At 72.1% G+C, this 18,122-nt stretch carries 16 protein-coding genes; 11 read left to right on the forward strand and 5 right to left on the reverse strand.

The window, feature by feature from the left end; genetic code table 11:
• Positions 1-116: 116 nt before the first annotated feature.
• From MFF21_RS18110 to MFF21_RS18120, 3 genes are all read left to right on the forward strand, one after another.
• The gene (locus MFF21_RS18110; protein ID WP_238312685.1) at positions 117-356 is read left to right on the forward strand and encodes a hypothetical protein; all 240 of its coding nucleotides are present in this window, start codon (positions 117-119) and stop codon (positions 354-356) included.
• Positions 357-374: 18 nt separating this feature from the next.
• The gene (locus MFF21_RS18115) at positions 375-2,501 is read left to right on the forward strand and encodes a tetratricopeptide repeat protein (protein WP_096483486.1); all 2,127 of its coding nucleotides are present in this window, start codon (positions 375-377) and stop codon (positions 2,499-2,501) included.
• A gap of 192 nt (positions 2,502-2,693) precedes the next feature.
• Entirely contained in the window at positions 2,694-4,487 is a 1,794-nt protein-coding gene (locus MFF21_RS18120) for an ATP-binding response regulator (protein WP_096483489.1), read from the forward strand.
• 7 nt (positions 4,488-4,494) lie between these two features.
• On the opposite strand, the gene MFF21_RS18125 is transcribed toward MFF21_RS18120, so the two are convergent.
• Positions 4,495-5,139: a response regulator transcription factor gene (locus tag MFF21_RS18125; protein WP_096483491.1), complete on the reverse strand. Its 645-nt coding sequence runs from the start codon at positions 5,137-5,139 to the stop codon at positions 4,495-4,497.
• Positions 5,140-5,333: 194 nt separating this feature from the next.
• Between MFF21_RS18125 and MFF21_RS18130 the strand changes: the two genes are divergently transcribed.
• From MFF21_RS18130 to MFF21_RS18145, 4 genes are all read left to right on the forward strand, one after another.
• On the forward strand, positions 5,334-6,119 hold the full coding sequence (locus MFF21_RS18130; protein ID WP_157914087.1) for a MotA/TolQ/ExbB proton channel family protein: 786 nt from the start codon (positions 5,334-5,336) through the stop codon (positions 6,117-6,119).
• Between the two features lie 25 nt (positions 6,120-6,144).
• Positions 6,145-7,971 carry a hypothetical protein gene (locus tag MFF21_RS18135; RefSeq protein ID WP_096483495.1) on the forward strand — a complete coding sequence of 609 codons (1,827 nt, stop codon included), beginning with the start codon at positions 6,145-6,147 and terminating at the stop codon, positions 7,969-7,971.
• Positions 7,968-9,386: a hypothetical protein gene (locus tag MFF21_RS18140; RefSeq protein ID WP_162296249.1), complete on the forward strand. Its 1,419-nt coding sequence runs from the start codon at positions 7,968-7,970 to the stop codon at positions 9,384-9,386. Before MFF21_RS18135 ends, MFF21_RS18140 begins: the two co-directional genes overlap by 4 nt.
• A 72-nt stretch (positions 9,387-9,458) precedes the next feature.
• A complete protein-coding gene (locus tag MFF21_RS18145; RefSeq protein ID WP_096483499.1) occupies positions 9,459-10,358 on the forward strand; it encodes a hypothetical protein in 900 nt (299 codons plus the stop codon).
• 18 nt (positions 10,359-10,376) lie between these two features.
• Here MFF21_RS18145 and MFF21_RS18150 read toward each other — a convergent pair whose 3' ends face one another.
• From MFF21_RS18150 to MFF21_RS18165, 4 genes are all read right to left on the reverse strand, one after another.
• The gene (locus MFF21_RS18150) at positions 10,377-10,967 is read right to left on the reverse strand and encodes a hypothetical protein (protein WP_162296250.1); all 591 of its coding nucleotides are present in this window, start codon (positions 10,965-10,967) and stop codon (positions 10,377-10,379) included.
• A gap of 188 nt (positions 10,968-11,155) precedes the next feature.
• A complete protein-coding gene (locus tag MFF21_RS18155) occupies positions 11,156-11,743 on the reverse strand; it encodes a DUF4189 domain-containing protein (protein ID WP_096483503.1) in 588 nt (195 codons plus the stop codon).
• Positions 11,733-13,268: a PDZ domain-containing protein gene (locus MFF21_RS18160; protein WP_096483505.1), complete on the reverse strand. Its 1,536-nt coding sequence runs from the start codon at positions 13,266-13,268 to the stop codon at positions 11,733-11,735. Before MFF21_RS18160 ends, MFF21_RS18155 begins: the two co-directional genes overlap by 11 nt.
• 127 nt (positions 13,269-13,395) lie before the next feature.
• Positions 13,396-13,881 carry a hypothetical protein gene (locus tag MFF21_RS18165; protein ID WP_096483507.1) on the reverse strand — a complete coding sequence of 162 codons (486 nt, stop codon included), beginning with the start codon at positions 13,879-13,881 and terminating at the stop codon, positions 13,396-13,398.
• 207 nt (positions 13,882-14,088) lie between these two features.
• Here MFF21_RS18165 and MFF21_RS18170 point away from each other — a divergent pair, with 207 nt between their 5' ends.
• The 4 genes from MFF21_RS18170 (at position 14,089) to MFF21_RS18185 (ending at position 18,116) form a co-directional block, all read left to right on the forward strand.
• Positions 14,089-14,562, forward strand: a complete 474-nt coding sequence (locus MFF21_RS18170) for a M23 family metallopeptidase (protein ID WP_162296251.1) — start codon at positions 14,089-14,091, stop codon at positions 14,560-14,562.
• A 56-nt stretch (positions 14,563-14,618) separates the two neighbouring features.
• The gene (locus tag MFF21_RS18175) at positions 14,619-16,880 is read left to right on the forward strand and encodes a hypothetical protein (RefSeq protein ID WP_096483511.1); all 2,262 of its coding nucleotides are present in this window, start codon (positions 14,619-14,621) and stop codon (positions 16,878-16,880) included.
• Positions 16,877-17,533 (forward strand): hypothetical protein, encoded by a 657-nt coding sequence (locus MFF21_RS18180; RefSeq protein ID WP_096483513.1) that lies wholly within the window; start codon positions 16,877-16,879, stop codon positions 17,531-17,533. The genes MFF21_RS18175 and MFF21_RS18180 overlap by 4 nt, the downstream gene beginning before the upstream one ends.
• 415 nt (positions 17,534-17,948) lie before the next feature.
• Positions 17,949-18,116: a hypothetical protein gene (locus MFF21_RS18185; RefSeq protein ID WP_157914093.1), complete on the forward strand. Its 168-nt coding sequence runs from the start codon at positions 17,949-17,951 to the stop codon at positions 18,114-18,116.
• The last annotated feature ends 6 nt before the right edge of the window (positions 18,117-18,122 follow it).

Here is an 18,122-nt window from a genome sequence, read left to right on the forward strand (position 1 = left end):
CGCGTCACCTCAAACGAAGGCTCAACGGCCAGCCAAGGGCGCTGCTCCAACCGCTTTTTTCAACACTATCCACCCATCTCGGACATTCGATCAGTCGAAGCGTATCGCTCGAAGCAGTGCAGAAATGGTCAGGACTGGCCCACGTCGTTGGCTATCTCTATACCCCCCCCGGCGAGGAGGGAGAATGGGGGCTGTCGCGGTACGGGGCCCTGTTCCGGAGCCTGGGCGGGCGGCGCATCTTCTACGCGTCCGGCGAGGTCGTGTCGCTCTCGGACAAGGTCAGCTTCACGGTCAAGCGTGGCATGGGCGAGGACGAGCTGCGCCAGCTCTTCGCGGCCGCCGCCACCGGCCGGTAGCTGGTGGGTGGGGATCGCATGCGCAGGGTTTTCCTCTTCCTCGTGTGGCTCGCCGTCGTCGGACCGGCGGTGGCCGATCCTCGCGACGACCTCGTCGCCGCCTTCGGCCGTGGCGACCGCGAGACCGCCTTGCGCACGGCGCGGCCCTTGGCCGAACGAGACGATGTCCTCGCCCAGTATCTGCTCGGCAAGCTCCTGCGGGAGGATGCTGGGACACGCCAGGAGGCGGCCGTCTGGCTGCGGAAGGCCGCTGAGAAAGGCCATGTCGCCGCACAAGGAGAGCTCGGCTACCTCCTGGCCTTCGACCTGCGCAAGCTGGCGGAAGGCCGCACCTGGATCGAGCGCGCTGTGCAGGCCAACAATCCGCCTTCGTTCAGGGATCTCGGCTGGATCCAGGAAAACGAGGGGCGGGGCGAGGCCGGGCTGAAGGACGCCGCCGAATCCTATCGGCGCGGCGCGGAACTGAACGACCGCAACGCGAAGCTGCTCTACGCCAACGCGCTTCTTCACGGGCGAGGCGTCGGCAGGGATCCCGCCGCGGCGGCGGCGCTGTACTGCACGGTCGGGACCGTCCCGGGCGACCTGCAATGCGCCAAGCTTCTGCTCAAGGGCTCCGTACCGGGGCGAGGGCCGGCCGAGGGGATCGCCCTCCTGCGGCGCCTGTCCGAACGGGGCAGCGCCGACGCGCGAGTGGTCCTCGCCGAGTATCTCCTCGACGCGCCGCCCGGCACCCGCGACATCGAAGAGGCGGTGAGGCTCCTGCACCTCGCGGCCGACCAGGGCCACGCCGATGCCCTGTTCGATCTCGGTTGGCTGGCGAGCCGGGGAATCGGCGGCCCGAAAGACCTGCGCGCGGCCTTCGACTGGTACGGCAAGGCCGCGGCAGCCGGACAGATCTACGCCTATGGGCGCATGGGCATGCTCGCCGCCGCCGGCCTCGACGGCAAGCCCGACCCTGCCGAGGCATTGCGGCTCTTCCGGCTCGGGGCAGAGCACGATGACCCGGCGGCGCAGGAACGCCTCGCGATCCGCCTCTGGGACGATGCGCCGCCGACCCGGGACCGGGCCGCCGCCGCGGCGCTGTTCTGCCGGCTCGACAGCGCGGTCGCGGCCTATGGCTGCGCGCGGGCGATCACCGAGGGAGAGGCCGTGGAGAAGGACAGGACCGTCGCGGTGCGCCTTTTCCGCAAGGCCGCCGCCGCAGGGCACGTGGCGGCCCAGGCCGAACTCGGGCACCGCCTTCTCTCCGGAATCGATGTCGACAAGGACGTTGCCGAGGGCGTGCGGCTGACCAAGCTCGCGGCCGAACGCGGCTCGGCCATCGCATACTTCAACATGGGCGCCATCCGTTCTTCCGGCCTCGACGGACCTCCGGACTTCAGCGAGGCTCTGCGATGGTACGGGCAGGCAGCGGCGGCGGGGATCGTCGAAGCGCATGCGCGGGTCGGCCGGCTTCAAAAGTACGGTCCAGCCGAGTTGCGCAACCTGCCGGCCGCCTATGCCGCCTTCAAGACGGGCGCGGACCTGGGAAGCGCCGACGCGCTTGTCCAGCAGGGCGTGTCGTTGCGCGATGGGACCGGCGTCGCACGGGACGAGGCAGCGGCCGCAGAGCTTCTCTGTCGGAACACGACGGCGTTCGGCCGCCAGAACTGCGCGCGGCTCGCCATCGCCGGCAAGGCGCGCGGCCGCGACAAGGCCGCCGGCTTCGCGATGCTCGACGCTCTCGTGAAGGAGGGCGACGCAGGGGCGATGACCGCGATGGCCTATTACACGCTCAACGGCATCGGGACCCGGAAGGACGTTCCCGAAGCGAAGCGTTACGTCGAGCTGGCCGTGGCACAAGGCGATGCCGCCGCGATGTTCACCAAGGGCGCGATGATCGAGCGCGGCCTCGGTTACAAGCGGGATTTCGCCGAGGCGGTGCGCTGGTACGAACGCGCCGCCGAGCAGGACCGGCCCGAGGCCCTCCTGACGCTCGGTCGGATCTACGAAAAGGGTCGGTTCGGGAAGGCCGACGCCAATCTCGCGCTCGGGTTCTATCGCCGGGCGGCGGAGAAGGGGAACGCCGAGGCCGAGGCGGCGGCGAGGCGCCTTTCGCGGCGCCCCGGCGAATCGACGGTTCTCGATTTCCGGCCGCCACCTTAGCCGACCGAAGTCTCGAACTGCGATGCTGCCCCCATCGCCGGCCGAGATTGAAAAGGGCTGAGGGTCCGCGAAGTCCCGTCGTCCATTGATGAGGGACTACCCATTCAGGGAAATCGTCTGGATACGAGTGTGAAGATGAACTAGGCTGCTTCATAGGTTCGACGGAATTATTGTCGTTCTGGGCCGGGTGGCATGGCCGGACACCTCATCGCGACGACGGGCAAGGCATTGCCGGGGGACGAGGCGCCGGCGACCCTGCGGCGCGAGCAGGTCGACGCCGTCTTCCGCGTGGTGGTCCCCGGTGTTGCCGGGGCTGCCCTCGCTGCGGTGATCCTCGCCACGATTCTCGTGAAGCTCGGCGCGGCCGATCCTCGGACGGCGACGGGCTGGACGGCCTCCGTCGTGGCCTGTGCCGTCGCTCACACGTGTCTTGCCCGCGCCTATCGGCGGCCCGGCCTCCCGAGCAGGGACGCCTCCCGATGGCCCCGCGTCTTCACGCTGATCGCCGGGCTGGAAGGCATCGCCTGGGGATTCGCCGCCGTGGGCCTGACGCCGGGCGCGCCTTTCGACGTGCGGTTTCTCGCCATCGCCGTGACGATCGGGGTGACGGCCGGCGCGATCCCGGCCTTCGGGCCTCACCTGCCGGCTTTCCTGGCGCTGTTCCTGCCCGCGACGCTGCCTTACGTGGCGGCCAACCTCTTCGCCTCCACCCTCGTCGAGCGGGCGAGCGCGCTCCTGATGCTGGTCTACGCCGCGGTGATGGGCGGCCTCGGACTTCGCAGCCACCGCGCCTTCGCCGCGATGGTCGGCCTGCGGCTGCGCACCGAGGCGCTGGCCGAGGCCCTGCGGCGGGAGCGGGATGCGGCCGAGGCCGCCAACCGTGCAAAATCGAGCTTCCTCGCCGCGGCGAGCCACGACCTGCGCCAGCCGGTGCATGCGCTCGGCCTGTTCGCGGGCGCCCTGCGCCGCCTGGACCTGCCCGACGAGGCGCGCCTCCTCGTGGAGCGGATCGAAGCCTCGGCAGGGGCCATGGACGGGCTGTTCAACGCGATCCTCGATATCTCGCGGCTCGATGCCGGCGTGGTCGAGGTCGAGCCGCGCGCGTTCCGGATCGGCCTCGCTCTTGACCGCATCTGCCGCGACCTCGGCCCCGAAGCGGAGGCCAAGGGCCTCCGGCTGCGATGCCGCCCCTCCGGCGCGATCGCATGGACGGATCCGATCCTGCTCGAGCGCGTGCTGCGCAACCTGGTCTCGAACGCGGTGCGCTACACGGATCGCGGCGGCGTCCTCGTCGCCTGCCGCCTCCGCGGTGGCCGCCTCGCGGTCCAGGTCTGGGATACGGGACCCGGCATCGCGCCCGACGACCGCGAGCGCATCTTCCAGGAATACGTGCAGATCGGGAATGCCGAGCGGGACCGCGCCAGGGGGCTCGGCCTGGGGCTCGCAATCGTCCTGCGGACCTGCGCCGTCCTCGGTGCGCCGCTCGCGTTGCGTTCACGAGTCGGGCGCGGCTCGTGCTTCGAGGTCGTGGTCGCCATGGCCGAGGAGGCGGCGCCGGCCGAGGAGCCGGCCGAGGCGGTGCCGGGCGCGACCGCACGGGCGCTCGTGGTGGTCATCGACGACGAGGCGCCGATCCGCGAGGCGATGGAGCGCCTGCTTGCCGGCTGGGGCCACGCGGTGATCGCGGCGGCCTCGGGCGAGGAGGCGGTGGGGCGGCTGGCCTCCCATCCGGAACGGCCGGACCTGATCGTCTCCGACTACCGGCTGCGGGACGGCGAGACGGGCCTCGACGCGATTGAGCGCCTGCGCTCCGAATACAACGAGACGATCCCGGCGCTGCTCGTGACCGGCGATACCGCGCCGGACCGGCTGATCGAGGCCAGAGCGAGCGGGCTCGTGCTGCTGCACAAGCCGGTGCCGAACGGAAAGCTGCGCGCCGCGATGCGCAACCTGATGGCCGGCGCCCTCGATTCCGGAGGCGGATGAGGCGGCCTCAGATCAGGCCCGCCGCTCGGGCGGCCACCGCGGCCTGGGTCCGGTTGATGGCGCCGAGCAGCTTGAAGATCGCCGTGACGTGCGCCTTCACCGTCTTCTCCGAGAGATCGAGTTCGTAGGCGATGATCTTGTTGGGCTGGCCGGCGCTCAGGCGGCGCAGCACCTCTACCTGACGGGCGGTGAGCGCCGGGGCGGCGGTGTCCGTCCGGCGCGCCGGAACCGGCATCGGCGCCGTCGATCGGGTCGCCTCCCCGATGATCAGGGGCGGTACGTACACGTCCCCGTCCATCACCAGGCGGATCGCGGCGAGCAGGGTGTTGTGGCTCGCCGATTTCGGGACGTAGCCGAGGGCTCCGTTGCCGAGGGCGCGGCGCGCGTCCCCCGCATCCTCGGACGAGGACAGGACGATCACCGGCACTTCCGGCCGCACCCGGCCGAACTCGCCGATCGCGGTGAGCCCATCCATTCCGGGCAGGACCATGTCGAGGATCACGACGTCGAGGTCGTCGTGCGCTTGCGCGAGAGGCAGGGCGTCTGCCACGGTTCCGGCTTCGAGGATCGCGACATCGGGTCCCGCCCGCCGGAGCAGGGCGGCGATCCCCTCGCGCAGCACCGGATGATCGTCGACGATCAGGAACTTCATCGCAGGAGTATCGCCGGGTTCCGCGTCGCCCGAAAGGGTCCGGACGTCCCGCGACCAAGGTCCTACCGGACTCGACTCGCCGTCGACCATCGGTCAGCTTACGCGAAGCTTCCGCTCTCTCCATGCTCGTCGCCATGACGGATTCTTCAGCGAACACCGGGCTAGGTGACGCCGCGGGACGGGTGCGGAGCGGCGTGCGTCCCTGGCCGACCGTCCCCGGGATCTGGCGGGTGCGGCTTACGGCGCTCGCAATCGCCGCGGCCGCGATCCTCGCCATGACCGTGATGACGATGCCCGATTCGCCGACGGCCGCCCTGCTGCTCGACCGGCAGCGCTACAGCGTCTTTCCCTATCCCTTCACCATCCAGAACCTGATCTACCTCGCGCTCGCCTGGGCGATGGGCGAGCTCTACCGGCGCTGGCGGGCGGCCCGGCGCGAGCGGGCCTTCCTCCGGGCCGGGTTGCTGCCCGAGGATCCGAACTCCATGCTCGAACTGCACGAGCTCGGACCGATCCGGCGGCGCGTCGCCGACCTGCACGATGCCGAGAGCGGCTTCCTGCCCGCCCTGATGGACCTGACGATCCTCCAGCTCCAGGCGAGCCGCTCGGTCGATCAGGCGATCAACGTGTTGACGAATGCGCTGAGCCTGATGAGCGATCAGGTCGACCTGCGCTACCAGATGCTGCGCTACATGGCGTGGCTGATCCCGACGATCGGCTTCCTCGGGACGGTCATCGGCCTGTCCCTCGCTCTCCACCTCATCGATCCCGCCAACATGGATCTCGGCAAGGTGGTGGGGGGCCTCTCGGTGTCGTTCTACACCACCCTCGTCGCCCTGATCGCCAGCGCCGTGCTCGCCTTCGTGCAGCATGCCGTCCAGGAGCAGGAGGAACTCGCCCTCAACGCGGCCGGACAATATTGCCTCAAGAACCTGATCAACCGCGTCTATATCGACCACGAGAGCCGGGTGGAGCGGTGAGCGCCGGCCGGACGAGGCCGCCGCGATGAGACGGCGGAGGCGGCAGGCGGAGACCAGCGAGGTCGCGCTGATGGCCGTGATGACGAAGGCGATGGGCGCCTTCCTCATCCTGATGGTGTTCGGGATGAAGTACTACATCCCCGACTTCACCTCCGAGCAGATCGCCGCCATCGTTCGCTCCTCCCTCGGCGGCGTGCGCACGCAGCTCGAAGCGTCCGGCCGCAAGCTCAAGTCCGGCGACTATACCCGGGAAGACCTCGACCGCCTCCAGGAGCAGATCGATGCGGCGGTGGCCAAGCTCGCGCAGGCCGAGCGGGACGTCTCGCGGCTCCAGACCCGGCTCGACCAAGCGGCCTCGCAGCTCCGCCGCGTGGAGGAAGAGCGCGGTCGCCTCCGGACCGAAGCCGAGGCGGCGCGCACCGAGATCGCGCGGCTGAAGGCGGCGCTGGCGGAGGCGGAGGCGCGGGCACGGCGGTTCGAGACCGAGGCGGAGACGCTGCGGGCCGAGGTCGCGCGGATGAAGGCGGAGGACACCGCCGCGCTCAAGTCCCGGATCGAGGCGCTCGCCCGCGAGAACGCGGACCTCGCGGCGCGCCGGACGGCGGTCGTGCAATTGCGATACACCTGTGCCGACGCCGTGATCGTCGTCGGCGTCTCGCATCAGGAGACGCGCGAGCCGGGCAAGGCCGAACCCGTGATCCCCGGAGACGGCTCGCCCGGCTACGGACCGATCGTGCGCGGCCCGGACACGATGCGGCCCCAGGAGAGCCTGGACTTCAGTCCGCTGCGCGGCTCGCGCGAGGTGGCCTCGACCTGGATGGGACGCGCCCTTCACGCCGGCGATGCCCTGGCGGTCTACGCCAAGTACCTGAATGCGGTGCCGATGGACGGGAGCCAGGGGCCAAGCGGCGCGTCGATCTCCTGCGAGGTGACGAGCTTCCTGTCCTCCGGCGGCATTGCGGTGGGAGCTCCGCCCATCCGGGTCGGCCCGCAGCGGCCCTTCGCCTTCATCGGGCTCGTGCGCCTGGTGGGCGAACGGCTCCAGGCCGTGCGTCTCGACGAAGCGCAGACGCGCTGGTTCGCGGAACGTCTGTCCGCGGCACCGTGCAAGGCGCCGGTCTGCGACCCGTCGAGCGCCGCCGCCCGCGGGGCGCTGCGCGGCTATCTCGCCGACCTCTATGGCAGCCGTCTCGCCGAAACACCCATCGGCTCCCCCGGCGACGGCGCCGGCCCTGTCGTCGATGAGCTGCTTGACCGCTACGTCGCTGGCTCCCTCGATCAGCCGACTGTCACGCGCTGGATCGATCTCGTCGCGGCCGATCCCAAGCAGGCCGCCGGCGCTCCGTCGGGCCCATCCGATGCTCTCGCGGGTGAGATGCGGCCACGCCTCTCGGCGGCCGGCGTGCCTCAAGCCGTGGCCGATGCATTCTTGCGGCGTGCGTCCTTCGGCTGGTGGAGTCCGGCGGAGCGCGAGGCGCGCCTGCGCCGTGCCGGCATCGCGCCGCTGCCGGGCGAGTTAGAGGCGCAGGCCGCCGCCACGCGCGCGCTTCCCGGCCACGTCGCGCTCATCAAGCCGATGGTCGAGGAGGGCGCGATGACCGCCGCCCAGGGCCTCGAATGGCTGGCGCTCGTCACCCGCGCCCGCGAAGCCGGCCGCCCGCGGGAGGGCGCTGCCGGACCGCCAGTTCCCAACCCGCCGCCGCAGGTCCAGCGCCTCGCCGAGGGCCTCGGCGCCAAGGGCTTTCCCGAGCCGTTCATCCTGATCGTCCACGGCCTCGCCGATGCCGGTTCGCTCAAGGCCGCCGACGCCCTCGACCTCCTGGCGCGCACGAAAGGACGCGAACGCCGATGAGCCGGCGCATGGTCCGCTGTCTCGACGGCCATCCCTACGACGCCAACGCGCATGATTCCTGCCCGGTCTGCGGGGCGGCGCCGATGCGCGTTGCGGGAGCGGGCGCGGCGTCGCGACCCGACGCCTCAGGCGAGGGCCGAAGCGAACCCGACCCGGCGCCGCCTCCGCCCTGGCGACGCCGGGCGGCGTTCGCCGTCCTCGGCCTCGGCCTCGTCGTCGGCGGCGGGCTCGCCATCGACCGGCTGCGGCCGGTGGATTGCGCACGCCCCGACATGGCCGAGAGCGGTCGGTGCGCGGCCGAGACCCGGCAGCGCCGGGAGGCCGAGACCCGGGCACGCGAGGTGGCCGAGGAGGCGCGGCGGAAAGACGCCGCCGCCCGGCGCGAGACGGAGGCCCGCCAGGCGGATGCCTCGGCCCGTCAGGCCCGCGCCGAGGCGGATCGCGCGGTGGCTGCTTTCGCCGCCGCCGCCGGCTCGGCCGCCCGCGTGCGGGCCGCCTACGCCCCGCTCGATCCGGCCGATGTCGAACCGCTGCTCGACACGCTTTCGCCGCTGCCATTCGCGGAGGGACAGCTGCGCCTCTCGCGGGCCCTGCGCCATGGCCTCGTCCTGACCCGCGCTCTGCGGGCCTTCCGGGCCGGCCAGACGCCGGTGGCCCGCACGCTCCTCACGGGGCTGTCCAAGGCGGTGCCGCCCGAACCGGACCGGCCAGTGGCCTACGGGGCCTATGCCCTCGGCTTTATCCTCGCGACGACGGGCGGCGACCCCGCCGATATGGCGGCGGCGGCCTTCCACCTGCGGGTCGCTTCGGAACTCGGCCTCGCCGGCGCGGTGATCGAGCTGCTGCGCCGTCCGAACCTCGTCACGGCGGCCAGGATCGACGATCCCGGCGCCGCGCGCCTGCTCGACACCGCCGCGATCCAGAACGGCCAGTCGGCCGCTTTGGAGGACCTCTACAAGCGGCGCGGCCTCAATCCGTTGCCGGCCGTCCTGCTGGCCAAGGCTTTTCGCGACGCATTGACGGCGGGAGACCGCCCGGCCCTGATCGCCGCCTATCGGGCGATCGGTGAACGGCGCGCGCCTCTCATCGACGCCGACATGGCCTACGCGATCGCCAGCACGCCGGGCTTCGACGGACCCTACGAGCGGATCCTCGCGATGGCCGACGGCGGAGCCGCGGCGATGCAGCCGCGCTCCTACGCGGTGATCGGCTGGCTCTGCGAGACGGGCGGCGCCGGCCTGCCGAAGGACATCCCGAACGCCGCGCTCTGGACCGCGCTCGCGCTCGTCGGCACGAAGCCGGAGGAGCCCTCCTTCCCGGATTTGCGCAAGCGCTATGCCGGTCTCAAGGATGCGCTGCCTCCCGGCCAGCGGACTCTCGTGGAGCAGGTCGCCAAGGAAATCGGGCTGCCGTGAAGGCGCTCCGCAAGCTGGACGTTTCGGAGCCTCTCCCGGCATGGTGAGGCCGGCCCGGCGGAGCATCGCGGCATGGCATCGATCCCGAATCTCTACCTCAAATGGCGCGCCTTCCGGGAACTGGTCGGGATGCCCCGTTCCGATGCCGAGATCGGCGTCGCGCTGTTCGGCGAAGACAAGGACGGGCCGCAGAAATTCTCGAAGCTGCTCTATGGGGACTACGGATGCTCGCCCGAGATCGGCGAGGCGCTGGCGGCCGTCCTCAACCGGCGGATCGAGACGGTGCGGCAGTCCCGCGGGTTGCCGAGGCTCAACCGGGACCCGTTCCGGGGTTCGGACCTCGACGCGTCGCTGCATGTGTTCCTGCGCCATCTCGCGGCGGCCGCGGCGGTCGCGGACGAAGAGGCGCTGGACCGGACGCAGCAGGCGCTGCTCGGGGAACTTGCTCCTGGGTTCGGCATCGACGGGACGATCCGCCTCGTCGTCGAGCGGTTCTTCGTGGACCGGACCTTCGCGCCGTTCCTACGCTCGGGGGGCGACGGCCCGGTGGTGTTCCAGGTCGGCAGACACAAGGGGCAACTGGCCGTCCTCGGCGTGACGGCGACGCCGGCCCTCGCCTACACCTTCGTCGTGCGCGACCCGCGGCCGACCGGGCATCGGAGCTGGGAACTCAACTGGAACGAGACGCTGTTCTGGCTGCCGTCTCCCTCCCGCCCCCGGATCGTCGATGGCGCCCTGCTGCTGATGCCGCCGTCGCCGCTCAGCCCGGAGCCGGGCCGCTTCCTCGTGACGACGGTGCTGGTCTGGGAGGAGGCGAGCCGGGCCCACCTCGATCCGCGGGGAGCGTCCGCCGCCGCGGCCGATCTGGACGAGGCCGAGACGAGCCGCTTCCTGACCAACCTGCGCCGCCTTCAGAGACGGCGCCCCGCCACCGTCACCGTGTCGAGCGCCGAGTACAGCGTCATCCTGTAGGACGCCTGTGATCCCCGCTTACGCCCCGTCCTGCGGCAGGCCGGGTCCGCCCCTGCTCCGCCTGAAGGCGAGATGGACCGGAAGGCGCACGCCGAGCGTCGTGTCGCCGACCGTCTGCCCCTCCCAGACGGCGACCTGCTCCGTCCGTGTTCCCACCGCCCTGTACGCGACGATCGAGAAGCCGTGCCCTTCCCAGGCGGCGTCGCGGATGAGCCGGACGTCCACGATGTCGTCCCAGTCGATGGTGAAGTCATTGCCCCGGGGCCATCGGCAGGCGATGCCCTGGTCGCCGAACCGTGTCACACGGACGCCCGAGCGCAGGTCCGGCCGCGCCAGGAGGCGGGTCAGCCGCGCCTTCTTCCGAAGTGCCCCGAATCCGACGAGGGCGCCGACCAGCGGCGCGGAAGCGGGCAGGCAGATCACGAGGCGCGGCAGATCGCGAGCGGCCGCCAGCACGCCGCCGAGCTTCGACAGGATCGGGGCATCGGATCGAGCCAGGGCGGCATAGGCTCCGCCCAGGAAGGGCAGGACCAGATCGGTGACGGCCCAGACCAGCGCCGTCAGGAGGAGCCAGAGACCGAGCAGCGCCCCCACGAGACTGGCCGCCATGCCGAGCCGCAAAAGCCAGAGTCGCGGGGGAGGCCACAGGCTCTCGCCGCCGACCGCCTCGTCTCCGGGCTCCGGCGCGGAGGAACGTGGCGATTCGGCTTTCGGCCGCGTCCCGACACGGAATGTCCGGTCCGGCTCGGGGCCGATGTCTTCACCGGTCGGTCTCGCCGTCATCGTTCCCTCCGCCGTCATTCTCTCCCCCATGAGCACAGCACCTCGTGCACCCGGCATTCCTCCGCCCCCTTGCTGCGGCAATAGGCGAGCGCGTTGTCCCGCGCCGCGAGGTTCGCGGCCCGCCGGTTCGGGCCATTGCCGTAGAAGACGCCGTGACCCCGCCGGCCGCGGCCGTCCGCGTAGGCGAGGCAGCCGTCCACGACCGTCGCCGGACCGTCGCAGGTCCGCCCGGCGAGGCGGATGCACTCCGACATGGCCCGCTGCCGTGCCTCGACCGCGTCGGGGAAGTTCCAGGCGAAGCCGGCCTTGCCCGTCTCGAAGTCGACCGCCATCGCGGCGAAGGAGCCGCCTTGTCGGGAGCGGGCCGCGGGACGGCCGCCGCCGCCCTGCCAGCGCCACGCGTTGGAATAGCAGGTCGATTCGCAGTCGCTCCGCCGGGATTCGCAGATCGGTTGCGCCGCCGGATCGTTCGAGAAGCAGGCCCGGTTGCAGGAATAGCGACAGGCGTCGAGGCTGCCGGCGCTCAGGTCCTGCGCCCCGGCGGACGCTGTCGCGAGGCAGAGCAGCAGGGCCGCCGCCGGACGAAGGGCTTCAGGACGCAAGGCGGTTGCTCCCCAGGCCGGCGAGGTTCGATTGCGCCGCCGCCTTCGGCCATGCGACCGCCGGCAGCATCACGCCCATGCGCCGGCCGCCGCGGAGGATGGAGGCGGCGTGGTCTCCGGGCTCGGCCCGTCCCACCGCCGACACCAGATCCTCCGCCGTACCGATCGGATGTCCGGCGAAGGCGACGACAATATCCCCGACCCGGAGCATGCGGGAGGCCGGCGTTCCCTCGGCGAAGCCCACGACCAGCGCTCCGGCGGTTCCCGAGTCCGGCGTGGCGGCCCAACTCCCGCCGAGGTCGCTGACGAGCAGGCCCGCATAGCCGCTGCGGCGATCGCCCCCGGGCACGCCGGGCGGCAGCGGACGGTCCGGCCAGACCGCCCGGCGGGCGGGCTCCAGCGCGGCATAGGCCGCTTCCCCCACCTCGGCCGGCATCAGCGCCACGGCAGCGGCATATCGCTCCTGTGCGTCGCTGGTGAGGGTGGAGGTCGCGAAGTCCTCCGTGCGGCGCCGGTCGGCTTCCCCGCGCGCGGCTTCGGCCAGGATCCAGGCCGGCGCCTCCGGCCGCCGGGCCGAGACCGCGGGAAAACGCGGCGTCAGTGCCAGATCGCCGAGACCGGGCCGGCCGAGGCGCGTGGTGCGCAGCGACGTCTCGATCAGCGCGTCGCGGGCGAGAGGGCCGACGAGGTCCGCCACCCAGGCCGGCGGATCGCTCGCCTCACCGGCGGGGAGGCTCCGCACGATCGCGGCCAGGGTCGACTGAACGAGGCATGATGCGGCATCCGGATCGGGCAGCGAGAGTGCCCGTTCCCGCAGCATCGTCTCCTGCGCCTCGCCGAGGGGCTCGCCTCGCTTGGCCGGCGCGCACAGGACGAAGGTCGCGGGTCCGGCGCCGCGGGCATCGAAGCCGAACCCGTCCCGCGCACGGGCGAGGGCGTCGGGGCGGCCCGCGTGCAAGTCGCCCGCGAGCCCCGGCGGCCGCTCGGCCGCGAGAAATAGCCGGGCGAGAGCCGACCTCCGCACCTCGGCCGGGACCGCGCCGGACGGCAGGACCACCGCGACGATATCGGCCTCCGTCGCGCCGCGACTGCCGGCGAGTCCCGCCCAGGCGGCGGCACGGCGGAGGTCGCCGGCCTCGAACCAATGCTCGGCGAGCGCCGCGGCGGCACCCATGTCGCCGAGGGAAGCGGCCTTCTCCAACAGGCCGACGCGGTCCGGTGCCGGTCCGGCGAGACCCTGGGCGCGCAGAAGTGCGGCCACCGCCTCCCGGCTCCAGCCCGCGCCCGCGGACGTGGCGAGCAGGGCGGGAGGCAGATCCGCGGGGTCGGGAGGGCCGAGCGCCCAGCCGGCGAAATCCGCAGGGATCGCGGCGCGCCGCAGACGGCGCAGGGTATCGAGAACCGGCGCGATGCGGTCGAGACGGACCTGCGCATCGTCTCGGGCGGAGGGAGGGGCGGCCGAGGCGGGCAGGCATGGCGCGAGGCAGGAGAGAGCGACGACGACGCCCCGGATCATGCTGCGCATGGATACCTCCTCAAATGTGAGCGGAATCATTCGAAGCGCTTTCGGATACTCGGGTATAGTGCACAGACTTGTCGATGATTGACGGCAGCCAAGCGACGATGGCGACCGGCCTCACGGAGATTGGCGGCTAATGCGCGCGAAGGCGGCCTTCCGTGCGTCCTGTTCCACCGCCGAACCCAGGATCGACGCAGGCGGTCTCGCGGCGATTCGCGTAGATCCGCACGAGGCAGCCGAAGACCGGTTCGTCGCCGGGATCGGTCCAGGCACTCCAGCGGCCGGAGGTCGAGCGGGTGCGGATGGCGCGCGCGTGAAACCAGAAGAGCTGACGCCAGCGCAGGCCGGCTCGGCTCTCCGCGCCGGACGGCGGCGCGATCGGCCCCGGCGTGATCGCGACGCCGCGCTCCTCCCGCAGCAGGCGGACGCCGCCGGCGCCGCGCGAGGCGGCCAGGAACCCGCCTCCGACATGTTGCCGCTGTGCATGGTACCGGGCGATGGCGGTGCTGCGGGCGAGCGCCGGGTCGCTCGGCAGCGGCAGGCGGCGCGCCTCGGCGGCCGAGGCGAAGCCGATCGCCAACGCGGCGACGAGACATCGGCGGACGGGCTGGCAGGACATGGGGTCGGCCCTCGTTCGAGCTGGACGATGCCGGACGGGGGAGGCCGCCGCCATTGCGGATTGTTGCCTCTCGTTGCGCGCCGGCATCGGGCCGATCTCGCGACGCGCGTCGGCAAGCCGGAGCAAGCCCGCGCAGTTCCCTCTTCCCATCCGCCGGAGCAGGATCCGCAGATCGGTCCTGCCGCAGGACTGCCGGATCGGAGCACCATGATGGAAAGTCCTGCCGGCTCTGTCCGGATCGCCCGGCGATTCTGCGCGGCGGCGCTCGTTCTGGCGACGCAGGACGCCGGTGCGCAGGCCGCGCCCTGTCCGCGACGCGTTCCCGTGGAGGCGCCGATCGCCCGGCCCTTCGGCATCGGGCTCCGCCCCTTGTCGCTGACGCCGGTGCTGCATGCCGGCGTGGTCTACGTGACGCGCCCCGGACTGACGGTGCGGGCCTTGGGAGACGGCTTGGTGGCATCCTGCAAAGCGGCCGGGAGGCGGGGAAGCCACCTCTGGATCACGCAGAGGGGCGGCCTGCGCCTGCGCTACGGCCCGCTGTCGACCAGGTTGCGCCCGCATGCCGTCGTCCAGGCGGGTGCCGTGCTGGGGACGACCCTGCGGACACCCCTGACGCTGCGCGGTCTCCGGCATGGCCGCTGGGTCGATCCGCTACGTGCCGCCTGCGGTCCGGTCGGATAACCGGCTCCCCTCGGCGGCAGATCACGCCGTAGTATTCCGTTCATACGGCAGGACCCATGTCTGACGATATGGCTACGACAATTCCTTGGAGGATCTGGAACTTCGAGGACCGCCCGCTTCATCTGTTGTGCGGGTCCCGGCAGGATCTCGGGAAAGGGATCGCGACGCTGCCATCCTTCGGTCGATTCGCGCTCGCCGACGAACACTCGCACTATCGCGGGCTCGTAGGCTTACCGAAGGGGCTCGGCGATCCGGACCTGGCCGGGCTTCGCTCGGCGGTCTGGGCAATCGTCCGCCTCGACGCCGGAGACGCGGCCGAGGCCCTCTTCGCCGACGACGGTTCCTTCGAAGGCCTCCACTTTCGCTCAGGGTTCGTGGTCCATCGCGGCGGCCGCCGGAGTGCCCTCGACCTTCTGACCCGTCTTGGCTGCGATCCGGCGGGCTGGGCCGGCGGTCTGCTGCGCTTCTCCGGTGCGGACGGCGTGGCGGTGGCGGGCGCGGACGGCTTTGCTGAGGCCGGCGACGAGGCGTTGGCGTTCGCAGGACCGCGGGGCGAGGCCCGCTGCGGTCGCAGCGGGCTGGCCCGGGCGGGGGCCGGGGGAACGGCAGAAGGCGGCGACAGAGCCCTCGCCGTCGTCGATCGCTTGGGAAGCGCCCGCTGCGGTACGTGCGGACTTGCGGTAGCCCGGTCGGACGCTGTCGCCGCTGCCGGCGCGGATGGCGTCGCCGTGGCGCTCGGCCGGGACTGTGTGGTCGAAGCCGGTTGGGGCGGTGCGGCCATCGCCGCGGGTCCGGTCCGGCTGATCCGGGTCGGTAGGAGTGGGATCGGGATCGTGCGCGCGAGCGCCAAGGCGATCGCCGTCGATGAGGACGGGCTCTGCCTTCACCCCCAGCCTCTGGCGAGGTACACGCTCGTGCGTCTCGGACGGGGCGCCGTCCTGTTGTACGGCGTGCAGGACGGTGGCCCGCTCCGGCAGCTGGTGGGCGGTTCGGACTGCGCGCCCGATGGCGGAACCTTCGTGTTCCGCGATGGGTCCTGGTATCCGGCCGCCTGGGAGATCGATATCTACGCCCTCGATCCCGATCGAGGCTGGGCCGTGACGGACGAGGGCGCCGAAGCGTCCCGGCGTCCGGCCGCGCCCGATTTACGTGCGCCGCCACAGGACCAGCCCTGGTGGCGCGTCGCAGCGTACCACGATCCCGCCAGCAGATGCACCGAGCGTTGGCCCGCACCCGGCGACACCGTGGTGCTGACCCGCCCGGTGCCGGACGCTGCGCAGGATGAAGAAGGGCGCGTGGCGCGGGACTGGACGGGCTTGCCCTGGGGCCGAGGCGATCTCTCCCTTCCCGAGGGGAGCACCTGCATGTTGGTGCGGATCGAAACTCCTTCGGAGGCGGACGAGCGCGGGGCCGTGAGCTGTCGGGGAGGCGACATCCTCTATCACGGCAACCTGCGCGGCGCCGTCGCCGCTCTGGTGGCGATGGGGGCGGATCCCGAGGGGATGGGGCTCGACATCGCTCTCGCCGGCGAGGGTGGGGTCGCCCGCGTGAATCCGGGCCGCAATCCCGCGGGCGGCTCTCCGATGGCTTCGCAAGGGGTCATGGAGGAGGACGAGACCGATCCCGACAACTGGGCCGACGTCCCGATGCTGACGGGGGATCCGGCCCGGCCGATGCGCCCCTCCCTCGCCGTGGCCGGGCCTGCGGGCATCGCGATCTGTGCGGGCGAGGCGCATGCGGGCGCGGACGGCGTCGCCTGGGCTCTGGATCGGGGAAGCGCGCGGGTCCTCGGATGTGGCATCGCGGTCGGCGCCTTTGGCCAGGCTGTCGCCGGCTCCGACGGAATAGCCTGGATCCGCGATCCCACGGGCCGCTGGGGTCCGTTAGGTCGACGGTCGCTGGGTGTGCCGCCTCAAGCTGAGGTCGGCTCGCGAGGGCTCGCGGTCTGTGCGGCGCCTGGCGGTCGGGCCACGGCGGCAGCCGCGGGGATCGCCGTGGTGGCCGAGGGCGGCAGCGCGACCTGCGGCGCGCTCGGTCTCGCGGTCTGCCTCCGCTCGGGCGGCCTAGCCTCCGCCGGTCGCGATGCGGTGGCGGTCGCAGCACGCGGCAATGTCTGCGGCCTGACGGGCGCTCTGCTCGTCGCCCGGGACGAGACCGGGCGCTGGGTCCATGGGCGGGTCGGGGAAGACGGAATCGCGGAGAGCGTCCCCTACGTAGCGGCGGGCGGGCGGTTCCTGCCGCGCGTCGTCGTGCTCCCCCGTGCCGCGCGGCGCGGCGGCTCGGATCGGTCAGGGGCGACGAGGAGGAGACGCTCGTGAGGTGGTGGCGCGACGGGACGGATCGCCTCGCCTTCCGGCTCTGGCGGCTGCTCCGGCGCCATCCGACCGGCATGCCCGCGCCGCAGCCCTGGTCGGGACCGCCCGATCCGTCACCCGACCCCGCGCGCGAGCCCCCGGTCCGGGCCGCCGCGCGCCCGGCGCTTCCCTCCATCGGGGAGATGCTTCTCGCCCTCGCGCCCCGGCTCGACTGGACCGATCCGGTTCTGCGCCGGGGTTTGGCAGAGCCGGTATGGACGCCGCCGCCGGACTTGCGGGCGCTGATCGAGCGGGCCCGCGACGAGGCGGGGCAGATGCCCCTCTACGAACTCGGGATGAGCCTGCCCACGCATACGCTGGTGCTCGCCTGCCTCGCCCTCCTGCGCTCGCGAGAGGACGCGGCCATCGATGCGCTGCCGTGCCCGGAAGCGGGAGGGGCGGTGCGGGACATTCCCGGTTCGGTCCAGACGGCGATGTTCCTGGCCTTCGGTCTGATCTGGCCCCCACGAAGCGCCGATGCCCCGGTCGAGTTCGTCCGACCGAGCCCTGTCGCAACGCCGGTCAACGCCGCGCAAGTGCCGCCGGTCCTGCGGCCTGAGAGATCTCCGACATCGGATCCCCCTCGGATCCCGACGATCGTGAGACCCGAGCCATGAAGACCGTCATCGCCGCTGCCACCTGCACTACCTTCGCCGTCCTGGCCTTCGGGCCGATGCCGCTGGTGGCAGGTCTCGCTGCACAGGCGCAGCATTCCGCCTTGGGTGATGCCAGGGGTGAGGCCGCGGATCGGGCCAACGCGCTGTTCGGCACCTATCGCGCCCGCTGCGGGTCGGTCGCCGTCGTCGCCATCGATGTCGCCGCCGCTCCTGCAGGAGCTTCGCGGGATCGCTGGAGAGCACGCAGGCACCTGTCCGGAACGGCCACACCCTCTACGTCGCCCTGGCCGACCTGCGCCTCGACGCCCGGGAAACTACCTCGCCCGCGGACCGCCGCAACGGTATCGACTGGTCGGGCCGCCTGACCTTCGGCGCCGGCTCCGTGCGCCAGATCTCGGTGGGTCGCGACGGGACCATGGGTCGCTGGACCCCCTGGCAGGCGGGCGGTCCGGTCTACGCGGTGGACCTCGCCCGGCGCGACGGCGGGTGGTCCCACCGGATCGACGAGATGCCGGTTGTGACGGGACTCGGCCGCTACGGTCGCCTGCGCCGTCCGACCTGTTCCGAAGTGCCCGCAGGCTGACCGCGG

Source organism: Methylobacterium organophilum (assembly GCF_022179465.1).
Taxonomy (GTDB): domain Bacteria; phylum Pseudomonadota; class Alphaproteobacteria; order Rhizobiales; family Beijerinckiaceae; genus Methylobacterium; species Methylobacterium organophilum.